Source organism: Silvibacterium sp. (genome assembly GCF_047605705.1).
Taxonomy (GTDB): Bacteria; Acidobacteriota; Terriglobia; order Terriglobales; family Acidobacteriaceae; genus Silvibacterium.
In genome coordinates, this window is sequence record NZ_JASGFD010000008.1 from 86,970 (window position 1) to 100,280 (window position 13,311).

General features: G+C 56.3%; 9 protein-coding genes. 7 read left to right on the top strand and 2 right to left on the bottom strand.

From position 1 onward, the window contains the following. Positions 1 to 7 precede the first annotated feature (7 nt). Both QM649_RS04790 and glpK read right to left on the bottom strand, forming a co-directional pair. Positions 8 to 1,585: a glycerol-3-phosphate dehydrogenase/oxidase gene (locus QM649_RS04790; protein WP_415197875.1), complete on the bottom strand. Its 1,578-nt coding sequence runs from the start codon at positions 1,583 to 1,585 to the stop codon at positions 8 to 10. Then, a complete protein-coding gene (gene glpK, locus QM649_RS04795; protein ID WP_415197876.1) occupies positions 1,582 to 3,126 on the bottom strand; it encodes a glycerol kinase GlpK in 1,545 nt (514 codons plus the stop codon). Before glpK ends, QM649_RS04790 begins: the two co-directional genes overlap by 4 nt. Before the next feature lie 230 nt (positions 3,127 to 3,356). Here glpK and QM649_RS04800 point away from each other — a divergent pair, with 230 nt between their 5' ends. The 7 genes from QM649_RS04800 (at position 3,357) to QM649_RS04830 (ending at position 13,300) form a co-directional block, all read left to right on the top strand. Continuing rightward, on the top strand, positions 3,357 to 4,727 hold the full coding sequence (locus QM649_RS04800) for a carbohydrate porin (RefSeq protein ID WP_415197877.1): 1,371 nt from the start codon (positions 3,357 to 3,359) through the stop codon (positions 4,725 to 4,727). 123 nt (positions 4,728 to 4,850) lie between these two features. Further along, a complete protein-coding gene (locus QM649_RS04805) occupies positions 4,851 to 6,020 on the top strand; it encodes a glycosyltransferase (RefSeq protein WP_415197878.1) in 1,170 nt (389 codons plus the stop codon). Between the two features lie 486 nt (positions 6,021 to 6,506). Beyond that, positions 6,507 to 6,896 carry a helix-turn-helix domain-containing protein gene (locus tag QM649_RS04810; RefSeq protein WP_415197879.1) on the top strand — a complete coding sequence of 130 codons (390 nt, stop codon included), beginning with the start codon at positions 6,507 to 6,509 and terminating at the stop codon, positions 6,894 to 6,896. A 240-nt stretch (positions 6,897 to 7,136) separates the two neighbouring features. Next, positions 7,137 to 8,162 carry a polysaccharide biosynthesis/export family protein gene (locus tag QM649_RS04815; RefSeq protein ID WP_415197880.1) on the top strand — a complete coding sequence of 342 codons (1,026 nt, stop codon included), beginning with the start codon at positions 7,137 to 7,139 and terminating at the stop codon, positions 8,160 to 8,162. Between the two features lie 11 nt (positions 8,163 to 8,173). Beyond that, the gene (locus tag QM649_RS04820) at positions 8,174 to 10,480 is read left to right on the top strand and encodes a GumC family protein (RefSeq protein WP_415197881.1); all 2,307 of its coding nucleotides are present in this window, start codon (positions 8,174 to 8,176) and stop codon (positions 10,478 to 10,480) included. Continuing rightward, positions 10,477 to 12,102 carry an oligosaccharide flippase family protein gene (locus QM649_RS04825; RefSeq protein WP_415197882.1) on the top strand — a complete coding sequence of 542 codons (1,626 nt, stop codon included), beginning with the start codon at positions 10,477 to 10,479 and terminating at the stop codon, positions 12,100 to 12,102. Before QM649_RS04820 ends, QM649_RS04825 begins: the two co-directional genes overlap by 4 nt. A gap of 94 nt (positions 12,103 to 12,196) precedes the next feature. Then, complete coding sequence (locus QM649_RS04830) at positions 12,197 to 13,300, top strand: glycosyltransferase family 4 protein (protein ID WP_415197883.1); 1,104 nt, start codon at positions 12,197 to 12,199, stop codon at positions 13,298 to 13,300. Positions 13,301 to 13,311: the final 11 nt, after the last annotated feature.

Here is a 13,311-nt window from a genome sequence, read left to right on the forward strand (position 1 = left end):
ATGCCTCCTAGGCAGTCTTCTTCAGGCGGTATTGGCGGGCAAGCTCGTTGAAGGAATCAACCTGCTCCTGCGCCCAGCTCGCGGGTTTATCGAGTTCCGCGGCCATCAGCCGAGCTACCTCGGGAGCCATCTCTACAGCGGCATGCGCGTTGAGCAGCAGAGCGCGATTCCGTCGCGACAGTACATCCTCAAGGTTGCGCGCCATCTCTTCCCGGACAGCCCAAACCACCTCTGCCGCAATCATTGGCAACGCGGGATGTAGCTGCTTTCCAAGGCTGGAGTCTTTCTGGACAAGGGCGCGGATATCTTCTGCATCCGCGCCATACACAGCTAGACCGCCGAGAGTCGAGCTATCCTGCAGATAGCCGTGAATATGGAGCTCCCTCGTCACGCAGGGATTATCCGCCAAATTGCCAAGCGTAATGCAGTGGTTCACTGTGTCTTCAGCCATGTGACGATAGGTCGTCCACTTGCCTCCGACGATCGTAAGCAGACCAGAGGTGTCAATGTGGATGGTATGGTCTCTCGAAAGAGCAGAGGTCTTACCGGAATCTGAACCCGCAGCTTTCACCAAGGGACGAATCCCGACATACACGCTCAGCACATCCTCGCGTGTTGGTCTGCGGCTTAGATATTCACCTGCCGTCTCGAGCACAAATTCGATCTCTTCTGCAAAGGGAAGCGGTTCGTAAGAAGGCTTCTCGATGGGCGTATCGGTTGTACCGAGAACGGTATGTTCGTGCCAGGGAATCGCGAACATGACGCGGCCATCGCTGGTATGCGGCACCATGATCGCCGTGTCTCCGCGCAGGAAAGAACGATCGAGCACGAGATGGATGCCCTGGCTGGGCGTGACCATCTCGGCCGCGCTTGCATCAGCCATGCGACGAACCTCATCCGTAAAGATGCCGGTGGCATTCACCACAACCTTTGCAGAGAGATTGATCCGCTCGCCCGTCTCACGATCCTCAGCGATCACTCCGTCGATGAAGCCCTCTTCGCCCTTGCGTAGCTCGATGACTGGCGCATAATTCAACGCAACCGCACCATGATCTACCGCTGTTCGAATCAGGTGAATGAGCAGGCGCGCATCATCAAACTGTCCGTCGTGATAAACGACGCCACCCCGCAGTCCGTCTTCGCGAAGATTGGGAAGTGTCGCAAGAGTATCTTCTCTCGAGAGCAGTCGTGATCGGCCAAAGCCATACTTGCCCGCAAGCAGATCGTAGATCTTCAAACCGATGCCATAAAACGGTGCTTCCCACCAGGAATAATTGGGCACGACGAAGGGCAGGTCATGAACAAGATGCGGCGCATTCTGGCGTAGGATGCCGCGCTCTTTCAATGCTTCCATCACAAGCGATACATTGCCTTGCTCGAGATAGCGCACGCCGCCGTGCACCAGCTTGGTGCTGCGGCTGGAAGTGCCTTTTCCGAAGTCTTCGCGCTCCAGCAACAAGACTGAAAAACCGCGAGAGGCCGCATCTACTGCCACGCCCGCACCGGTGGCTCCGCCGCCGATTATGATGATGTCCCAAGGCTCTTTGCGCTCGCGAATCGCCGCAAGCATCTCGTTCCGGTTCATCCCTGCTTCTCCTTCTTGCTTTCGTGCTTTTCTTCGTGTTCTGTCCAGTTGCGCGAGCGCTTCACTGCATCGGTCCAGCGTGCCTGCAGTTTCTGCATTTCTTTGCGGTCAGCCTTCGGCTCGAATACCGTATCCTTCGCCCGCACCTTGGCGATTTCCTCGGTACTCTCCCAGAAGTTCACCGCTAGTCCTGCAAGATATGCCGCGCCGGCTGCGGTAGTTTCAAGCATGCCTGGGCGCTTTACCGGCAACTGAAGCAAATCTGCCTGGAACTGCATCAGTAGGTCGTTCGCGGCTGCGCCGCCATCGACGCGGAGCTCCTTGAAGCGATTCTTCGTGTCGTGATCCATCGCATGCAGCACGTCAGCCACCTGAAAGGCAATACTCTCGAGCGCCGCGCGTGCGATGTGGCCGATTTCCGTACCGCGCTGAATGCCTATGATCATGCCGCTCGCATATGGATCCCAATGCGGAGCTCCTAGCCCTGTAAATGCGGGTACAAAGACGACGCCATCAGAGTTCTTGACCGAAGCTGCAACCGATTCCACATCCGGAGCCGCAGTGAAGAACTTCATATTGTCGCGCAGCCATTGAATCACCGCGCCCCCGACAAAGATGCTGCCTTCGAGGGCGTATTCCAGCTTGCGATTCGGAGAGCAGGTAAGCGTAGTAATGAGCCGCTCTTTCGAAAGCGTGAACTTGTCCCCGATGTTCTGCAGCAGGAAGCAACCGGTGCCGTACGTATTCTTGGCATCTCCGGGAGAGACGCAAAGCTGGCCGAAGAGCGCGGACTGTTGATCGCCCGCGATGCCTGCAATCTGGACATTCCCGAGACCGAGCGATGTCGTGACTTCGCCGATCACTTCGCTCGACCAGCGTACTTCCGGCATCATGCTCTCAGGAATCTTCAGCAGCTTTAGCAGATCGGCATCCCATGTGTCGTCCACGATGTTGTAGAGCATCGTGCGGCTGGCATTGGTGCGATCGGTAACATGGACCTTGCCGCTGGTCAGGTTCCAGACCAGCCAGCTATCGATGGTGCCGAAGGCCAGTTCTCCTTTGTCTGCGGCGGCACGCGCTCCATCGACGTTGTCGAGAATCCAGGCAATCTTGGTGGCCGAGAAATAAGGGTCGATCAGCAGACCTGTTTTTTTTCGAATGGTTTCTTCCGCACCATCTTTCGCAAGCTTCTCGCAGAGCGGTGCTCCGCGCCGGTCCTGCCACACGATGGCGTTATAGACAGGCTTACCTGTCTTGCGGTTCCACACTACGGTGGTCTCACGCTGGTTGGTTATGCCGAGCGCGGCGACATTCCGTGGGCGCGCGGAATGCTTTCCCAGCACCTCCACGGCTGATTTCAGTTGTGACGTCAGAATGTCGTAAGGATCGTGTTCTACCCAGCCTGGTTGCGGAAAGATCTGCCGAAATTCGTGCTGCGCAATCGTCGCAGGATTGGTGTCTTTCGAGAAAAGAATAGCCCGGGAGCTCGTCGTACCCTGGTCCAATGCAAGAATAAACTGCTGCTTTTCCTGATCACTCACATTTCACCCCACAACCTTTTTGATGCACATCGCAAGTAATCGTTTTCAGGTTTTTGAGGCCCGCGTGGTTCCTCTGCTTCTGAGAGCTATGCATCCAAGCACATATACATGTGAAGGAGTAATGCTCCGTGCGCTGCCTACCTCTCCTATACCTTTGTCTCTTCAGTTCTGCTGTGACGCTCTTTGCCCAGGCGGGCGAAGAGGGAAGTGTATTACCGGATGCACCGGGCATGGCGCATTCCGAGTTCTCGATGAGCGAGATGCCAGACATGCCTTCGTCTTACCTGATTCCTTCCTTTGTTCCTCTCACGCCATCACAACAGCAGGCGCCGGTGGATGACGCAATTCCTTCTCCATCAACACCGGAAGGAGAAGGCATCTGGAGCCGCAAATACCTCTTTGGCGACTGGGATGGACAGCGCACGCGCCTCGAGAACCGCGGATTCACCTTCGACATGTACTACACGGACGACGCTCTCGGCAACGCCAAGGGAGAACGATCGGATTTTGGCGCATGGGGCCGCATCCGAGGCACATTGGACGTAGATTTCAGCAAATTTTCTCGAGCCAAAGATACAACCTTTCACATTACCGGCCTATGGCAATACGGAACGGATCTCAGCAAGCAATATACCTTCACTTCGCTCGACTCGAGCAGCCTGCCGAGTGCGCATACCGTTCGCGCAGATTCCTTCTACCTGCAGCAATATCTCTTCCATCACAAACTCGCGCTGCGTGGTGGACAAATTGCAGCCTACGACAGCTATGGCGATTCCGAATATGGCGCTTCTTTCATCAACCTCGCCATGGGCTATGCGCATAGCAATCTGAACTCCTCTGTCTACTTTGCATTTAATCCCGCGGGCGTGCCTTCATTCGAGGTGAAGGTACTGCCTACCGATCATCTGTATGTGAAAGGAATGGTCCAGTCAGAAGAGAGAGGCCCCTACACAATTGATCCATCCGGTTTTAATTTCCATCTCGGTGGGCCGGTCGTGGCAACAGAGATCGGTTATCTGGAGGATCCTCCCAAGGCCCCGGATGCAACGCTCACGATGGGCCCCGAGCCATTCATCACGGACCGGGAGACCGGCAATCACCCTGGTGTCTATAAATTCGGCGCAGGTTACGATCCGCACAACTTTACCGATCTTCGTACCGGGGTATCAAGTCCGGGCAACTACCTTCTCTATGCGCAGGCCGACCAGGCGGTGTATCGCATGGGCAATGTCGGAGAAGACCGCAACCGTGGTCTTGATCTCACCTATTCCGAGGACTATTCGCCCGGGGACGTGAGCCAGTTCAGCCACCAGCTTTGGGCAGGAGCGCGCTGGATAGGTCCGTTCGGGGGACGCTGGGCAAAGGACAGCATCGCTCTCGGATATGTCCGCACAGAAACCGGGTCGCACGCGAGCGAAGAGTCGTTTGCTCTGGGAGGGCCAAGGTTGGGGGCGGAGCACCTCGTCGAATTGAATTACCAGACGCAGCCAGCTCCGTGGCTGCTGTTGCAGCCGGTGGCGCAGTGGTATGTCAATCCCGGCGGGAATTCGAATCGTGAATCGGTTGTGGTGCTGGGCTGGCGAACGAAAATTACCTTTTAGCATCGAACTCGCAGGGCTGGAGTTGCTCTTGTCGGCGTTGACCCACAGCGCGTCTTCGTGTTTGCCGCGGGATGATTGAGCGGATAGCATTCGTCGTGTCGCGCTTCGCGACACGAGGCCAATATGGCGACGAACCCCTGGCAGATCCTGGATGTCGGCAGTATCTGGATGAGAGAGTTTGCTTCCGCGCTTGCCGAAAGCGAAGCCGTCACGGCATGGCTTCCAAAGATGGAAAAGTCCGGCGCCTTTCAACGATGGGAACGGACGGAGACGCTCGTTGATCCGCCACTCGAGACACGGCAATTTCCTCTACAGCGCGGATACAGCCGCGCGCCGCTGCGCTGGCTTCTGCCATTCGAACACGGCCTGTACAGGCGACTCCTCGCGCAGACCAGAGAGCCCGAGTTGACACCGCTCATCTGCACTACGCCGTTTTATGCCCCGATTGCCGAGTTGTGGCCGGGCCCCGTCGTCTATTACGTGACGGACCTGACCGTGGCCTACGATGGACTGCAGGCACAGCAGGTGCGATCACTTGACGTTCGCATGTGCAAAGCGGCACGGGTGGTCTGCCCGAACTCCAGGCGCATCGCGCATTATCTTGTTCACGAAGCACAGTGCAACGAGAGCAGGATCACCGTGATTCCCAACGCTACCCGCGCGAGCAATATCGCTGCAAGCCCACAGCTTCTTCCAGCGGAGCTTCCCGAGGATATTCAAGATCTGCCTCGTCCGATCATCGGCGTCCTTGGAGACCTCTCGGGGAATATGGATTGGGAGCTGATTCAACATGCGGTGAAGCAGACGCCACATCTCTCCTGGGTTTTCGTTGGACCGACGGTGCGAAAGATTCTGGATGACAAGCAGAGTGCAGCGCGGGAATGGGTGAAGGCCCGTTGCCGCTTTGTCGGAATGAAGCCATACGGTGAACTGCAGCGCTACGCGCGTTGCGTGGATGCCGCAGTCCTTCCTTATCGCAAGAAGGAGCCCACGTTCTCCGGCAGCTCTACACGTTTTTACGAGCATCTGGCGGCCGGGCGTCCAATGGTGGCAACGAAGGGCTTTGCGGAACTGCTGGAGAAACCGCCGTTGGTGGCTCTCGTTGATACTGCGGAGGAATTAGTTTCAGAGCTTCTCCGACTAGAATCCTCGGGCTTTCATGACGGGCATGAGCTTGCTCGGTGGGAAGCGAGCAAAGTGGGCACCTGGCAGGAGCGCGCGCGGACAATGCGCGCTGCTCTGTACCGCGCGGTCAACCCTTTTGAAGAAGCCGCAACCGTCGCCCGCGACTAAACACTGCATCCTGAGCTGCGCGCTGCTCCATTACGAAGCGTATTCCGTGACTGCGCGGAGAATGCAGATTCCCGGAGTAACACGCCGATTTATTTCTAAACCGATAACACATATGCAAGTAATCTCGCTGCTGATTACCGTACTCGCACGTATGGGGGTACGAAAGTACGCCACTTTCCAAGTTACTGATTATGCGCCACATAGCGGCAACAGAGCTGTCATTTTTATGGTGTCGACACTGGGCAACATTGCTAGACATTGCAATGATGATTGCGCATACTTCGTACACCAAAGCAGTCGTGGCTGCTAAATGAGTTCTCTGTTGAAGCCACCATTTTGCAAGGTTCGGCTCTGCATATAGGTACGATTCGTAAAACAGGCGATGCAGCCGTCCTATCTATGAGAACACTTTTACCGGGCTTTCCGGTGATCTGGGTGACTTCGCTCAAGGGAGACTAATGCAAATCTCTAGAGGACAAGCTAGCCATGGGAATTCTTGTAACAGCCACTTCCGCTTTCAATCGGCAAATGCCAGGCGTGGGCAATACGGAGTCGGGCAACTCAAGCATCTTTCCCGCTTACCAGAAGACGCCGGCCATGCCTCCGAGGAGAACTGAAGATCCTGCTTCGTCTATTCGCGATGTAGACTCCGCGGAACTCCCAAGCAACGACATAAGCAGCAGATTCGGACGCCGCCTGCGCGTGCTTCGGCAGGAGCGCCGCCTGACACAGGCGGAAATGGCGAAGCGATTCGGTATCGACCGAAGCTACATCAGTGAACTGGAGTGTGGCAGGAAGTCGGTCTCACTTCCGACACTCGAGATTTTAGCGATCGGTCTTGGTATGACGCTCTCAGACTTACTGCGTTCGATCTGAGAGCGCATACCAGGTTCACTCCTATATTGCACTTCTTTGGCGCGAGACGATGCTCGGGCGAATGCTACGCCCGAACTAAGTCGACCACTTAGAGTACGAGAATCTGCCCGACTGATTTGATGCCAGAGATTGCCGGCTACCCTTCCCCCACAGCAGGCGCTCGAACCCCTATGTGCACGCCCCTATCGAGGCGGCTTGCGCCAGCCATGAGACATGCTCGTTTTGTCTCTCTGAGTAGCCATGAGAAGTCTCATTTGTATTCTGATTCGAGTTACGCTCTCTGCTGCTGTCTTGGTGGCCGCCTGGTCGCAGTCTCTCCATGCGCAGGCGGGACCGGCAAGTACCGGTAAATCCACGGATGCAGCGGTGGGGAACGAGCCGGCCTCCGCACCTTCCGACTATGTGCTCGGAGGTGGGGACCAGATCCTGATCCGTGTCGAGGATATGGATGATCTGCCCGCGGCGCCCGTTCGCATCGATCCCGATGGATACCTCGATCTTCCTCTTGTGGGCCGTATGCAGGCCGGGGGATTGACGCTGACGCAGTTCAAAGCAGCATTGACGAAGAAGCTTACGAAGTACATTGATTCGCCTCAGATCTCTGTCAACCTGACCGACAATCAGAGCCGCACGGTCTCCGTGATCGGAGAGGTGAACTCTCCTGGCATTCATCCACTGCCGCAGCCGCGAGATCTGATCGATGTTCTCTCGATTGCCGGAGGGGTGAAGCCGGATGCGGGATCGAAGGTGGTGTTGACTAGGAATGTCAGCCGGGGCCTTTTACCGCTTTCCGATGCGCAACTGGATCAGAGCGGAAGGTACAGAACCGCAACCGTCTCGCTCGATAACCTGCTCGCTGCAAAACATCCAGCAGAAAACATTCTGATCCAGCCCGGCGATGTTGTGTCTGTGCCTAAGGGCGAGATCGTGTATGTCATCGGCAATGTACATAAGCCCGGAGGCTTCCCACTGAACTCTCACGAGTCGCTCTCACTGCTCCAGGCGCTATCGCTGGCAGAAGGTATTGCACCGAATGCCGGAACCAAAGACGCGAAAATCCTAAGGCCCGTTCCCGGCAACGACGCCAAGCCACAGGAGATCCCGGTGGACGTAAAGATGATCTTCGCTGGCAAAGCACCGGATGTACCGCTGTTCGCCAATGACATCTTGTTCATCCCCAACAGCGCAGCTAAGTCCGGATCGCGTCGGGCTGCGGAAGCAATTCTGCAGGTCGTCACCGGTGTGGCGATTTACTCACGTCCATAGAGGTTTTGGAAATGAAGAGACTTTCAGAGGGTATCGGCAGTACTCCTCGCCTTGCTTCTCCCGGTCAGGCACCGCTCGTTTATGGCGCCCCCGATCTCCCCGGAATTGCAGGTAGCGGAGAGAAGCAGCAGAGCATGCTGATGGACTACTACCGCACGCTGAGCAGGCATCGTGTCTTAATCCTGGGTCTGGCATTCCTTGGACTTGCGGGCAGCCTGATCTTTCACCTGACGACGCTTCCGCTTTATCGCGCGCGGACCTCGGTTGAAATCCAAAACCTGAACGGCGACTTCATGAACATCCGTTCTGTCGATCCAACAGAAGCCGTCACGACGGGAGAAACCAATATCCAGACACAGATGAAGCTGCTCGAGAGTGAGTCGCTGCTCGCGCGGGTAAATCAGCGTCTTTCGGCGGAAGCGCATCCGCCATTTCTCGCTCAGAACGACATGTTGTCGAAGTTGAGGCGGTTGCTTCGTATAGATAACGGAAGCCAGGTCTCTTTCGACGCGCTGCTTGATCAGACCGCAGGCAGCGTGAGAGTGAAGCAGCTCAGTGCGACTCGCATCATTGAAATTACGTGCGACTCCTGGGATCCGAAATTCGCAGCGCATTTTTGCGACACCCTTGTAAATGAATTTCAGAATGAGGACCTGGAAAGCAGGGGATCTCAGGCCAAGCGCACCAGTGACTGGCTGATGCGACAAGCTTCCGACATTCGGCAGAAGGCGGAAGATGCGCAACAGAGACTGGTAGCAGCGACGGGTGGGAACGGACTGGTCCTGAGCCAGGAGACCGATACCGTCGGCGAAGACCGGTTGCGCCAGATGCAGGCCGAACTGGTAAAAGCCCAGGCTGACCGCATGGAGAAAGAAGCACAGGTCAGCGTCATTCGCAGCACCTCAATCCAAGACCTCCCGGGTGGGTTAGATAGCCCAGCCTTTGCCGCCGCGAAGGCACGCGTTGCCGACCTCGAAGCAAAGGTTGCGGCACTCGTTCCTCCTCTGACGGAAGCCAACCCGAAGGTGATACATCTGCGGGCTGAAATAAAGGAGGCGCAGGAGGATGTACAGAGAGAGCGGCAGGCAAGCATACAACATCTGCAAAGTGAGTATGCCGCCGCAAGGCATCATGAAGATCTGTTAGCGCGTGCATACCGCGAGCAGGAGTCGAATGTTTCCTCTGATCTGCAAAAGGGCTCGCAGGTAAATCTGCTTCGCAGGGAAGTCGATTCCGAGCAGCAGCTCTACCAGACGCTACTGCAAAAGGCGAAAGAGGCAGGCTTCGCCTCGGCTTTGCAGGCCTCCACGATTCGTGTTGTGGACGATGCACGCCCACCCAGATTCGCTTTCTATCCTCGGCGAATCTCATCTGGGACCACATGCTTCATTCTAGGAGCATTACTGGGGATTGCCATTGCATTCTTCCGTGACCGCAATACGACTGTGGTTCGTGAACCGGGTGAGATCAAGAAGTTTCTGCATATGGAAGAGCTTGGGGTCATTCCTTCTCCGACAAAAGAGAAGTTGTACTTACCTCGCCAACACGGCGGTCCTATCTTCGACCTGCACGATGACTTCTCATCAGCTGCATTGCAGACAGCACGCTGGAAGGATGACTTCTCACTCGTCGCAGAAGCGTATCGGAATGTAACCTTGTCCATTCTGCTCGCCGGGCGGAATAAGCAGGCGCGTATCTACGTCGTCTCCTCCCCGAGTGCGGGAGAAGGGAAGACCACCGTCACTTCGAATATTGCTGTGGCATTGAGCAAGTCGAAGATGAAGGTGGTGGTAATTGACGCAGATCTTCGCAAACCTAGTCTTCATCGAGCTTTCTGCGTTTCGAATACCTTCGGGCTGAGAAATATTTTGCGAGGCGAAGTCGACATCGACCGCTTTAATGTTGCCGAGGTCTGTAAGCCCACATCGTTTCCAACCATGTGGGTCATTCCTTCCGGGGAGGGTAAAGAACAGGCGGCGGAACTGCTCCACTCGCCACGATTCGGCGATCTCTTGGCACGTCTGTCGCGCGCATTTGACGTCATTCTGGTGGACACACCTCCGATTCTGCACATGGCCGATGCACGCATCGTGGCCAGGCATGCGCATGGTGCCATCCTCATCGTCCGTTCGGGCGTGACGACACGAGAGCAGGCACTCCATGCGCGCGATGTCCTCGATCGTGATCGTGTGCCGGTAATGGGCACCATTCTGAACGACTTCAATCCAGCCAAGGCCGGCCAACCGGGCTACTACAAGTCCTACTACGCATACGAAAAGCAATCGAAGAGCGAAGAGAACCAGTTGGTCAACTCATGAGCGCGCCCACCCTCATCTCGGAAGAGCTGGTGGTTGCAGAACCGCTGGCAGAAGATACCCCGGCCATCATAGGCTCGCGGATTCCGCGCCATGTCGCACGGCAGGTCGCGGCCGGCACTTCTGCGTTAGCGCTTGGGGTGTTCATCGAGCGAGGATCTGGATTGCTTGCCAACATCCTTGCTGCAAGGCTTGGAGGGACGGCGATCTTCGGTGCGTATTCGCTCGCGTTCAGCACAGCGAACAACATCTCGACATATGCAGCCGGCGGTATAGGTGCGACGGCTACTCGATTCTCTGGCAAGTACCCCTTCGAAAGTCGCGGATATGTGACATTAGCTCGTGTGCTGGCACTGATCTCTACCGTCTCAGCTGCGACTGCCGTGATCGCCTTGTGGGCAGGAGCTCCGGCCATCGCGCAGTTGCTTCACAAGCCGGCGCTATCGAGTTTATTGCGCTGGGCATCGCTCTCCGCAGGGGGAATGATCGTCCTCGAGTGCGCGCGAGGCTTCTTCGTTGGACAAAGACGTCTCAGGGGATTAGTGCTGCTCTCTTCGATCGTTGGGATTGGAATGCTTGCGCTTTTGCCCGTAGCAGCCTGGATGCATCAGCCGATCCGAATGATTCTGGCCCAGGGCGGTGTGACTATATTCGCCGTTGCGCTTTGCTTGTTGTGCGCACGCCCACTTGGCCTGCGTCCGCCAGCCTCTGCGAATACCGGGCTTCCTTTTCTTGCAATGCTGAGAGAAGTGTGGTCGTTCGGATTTATCCAGCTTACTGGGCTAATTGCTTCAAACCTTGCCGGCTGGTGGCTTACTGCGCTGATAGCAAGGGCAGATACAACTCTGGTGCAGATGAGCTTCTTTGCAGTGGCAAGCCAGATGCGTAATCTCGCAGGCCTTGGGCCATCATTGCTGACAGAAGGAAGTTACGCGAGTATCGCCTCGCCGGAATATCGAACTCCGCATCACGTTATGGCAGCATGCACATTTGTGTCGACGGCCTTGGTTCTACTCTTGGCTTGTGTTGGGACAATACTTGCGCCACAAGGGTTGCGCCTGATCTATGGAAAGGCATATCCCAGCGCTTCGGTGGCTGTCGCGGCTGCGCTTTCGATTGCGGTGGTTCACATGGGCAATGCGCCTGCGGCTGCACGCCTCAGCGTTGTTTCCATCAAGACAACCGGGATCATCAATACGATCTGGGCAGTCGCAATTGCAGTTGCCGGAACATTGCTGTTTGCTCGCGGTGGGAATGCCGCTCTGGCGATGGGGATCTACTTCGGCGCACATGCGTTATCTGCCGCATTGGTATTGCTGATCTTGAAGAAAATAGACTACGTTCCCGCAGGAATGGCTCCATTGTTCCTACTAAGTACGGTGACCGCTTTTACTCTGACTCTATTCGCGGCACTTCGTCAGTTAGATTCTGCGCATACATGGCCGCTTTCGATTGCAATGGGGGTGTTATCTACCCTTAGCATGGCCACGCTTGCCGCTCTCGGTAAGCGTCATGGTTGGATGCCCACACTGGAAGCAGTTCGTGTGGGCGTGAGAAAGCTCGCGTCGATGGTTGGCTTCGAGACACGTGAGCACGCAACAGGGAGGGCGAATGACTTCAAGTAGTGTCATAACGCGTTCTTCTGTGCGCATCGTGGGAGAGTCGCTTGCTCGCACGAATGACTCCGCGCCCTCATTGAATCTCCTGGCATATGTGCACATGAGAAACATTCATGCTTCCACCGGTGCGGGGCGTACTGCGCGCCAGATCGTAGAGCATCTGGCGCGCCGCCCGGATGTCCGGTTGGAGATTCTTGCGGATGCGCAGGACATGCAGCAGGTCCTCCCCAGGATGGAGGAACCATGGACACAATTCCGTTATCACACCTTCAGCAGTGATACTTCGCGCCAACAAGCTCGATGGTTTCTGCTCGACCGTCCAAAGGCAGAGCGCTTCTGGCCCAAGACGCAGGTTGTCTTCTGCACGGGCGAGTCTTACGTACCTGTAAAGAAGTCGCGTCTGGTGGTGACAACTCACGACGCCGGCTACTTCGAAACAGACGCGCATACTCACGACGCAAGTTACTGGAAGCAGCGCTTCAAATGGAATCTGCTTTTCCGCAAACTGGACCGGCATGCAGACCTGTTCCACACGGTCTCCGCTTTTTCGGCTGAGCGCCTCGCTCACTTCTTCCCAGCGATTGCATCGAGGATTCGGCCTGTTCACAACGGCGTGACACCCCATTTCTTTGGTCCCATTACAAGTCAAGGGCTGACTTCCGTAGCAACCGCCGGACTGCTGGAGCGTCCATTTGTATTGGTGCCCGGGGGCCTCCACTATCGCAAGAATGCGGATCTTATTCTGTCCGCATCGAAAACACTCCTCGACCGTTGCCCCGACCTGGTAATCGCGGTCGTGAACCACTCCAATCCCTCGTACGCAAAGCAGGTTGAAGCGTTGGGCTCGAGATTCCGCATGCTGGGCTTTGTGTCCGATGAGGTGTTACATGCACTCTATGCATCTGCACGGCTGGTCTGGTTTCCATCGCGCTACGAAGGCTTTGGGCTGCCGGTAGTGGAAGCGATGGCCTGCGGCACGCCGGTGATTGCGAGCGACTCTTCCTCGATTCCCGAGATTGCAGGCGGCGCGGCCGTTCTGCTTCCGCCTACGGACGTGAGTGCTCACGTCGAGGCAGTGGTGACGCTGCTGATGAACGATTCCGAACATAACCGTTACGCTGCCGCGGGTTTTGAACGTGCGAAACGATTCACCTGGGAAAAGACCGCGTACGAACTCAAGCGACTGTTCGACGGACTACTTTAGCAGCACACTAC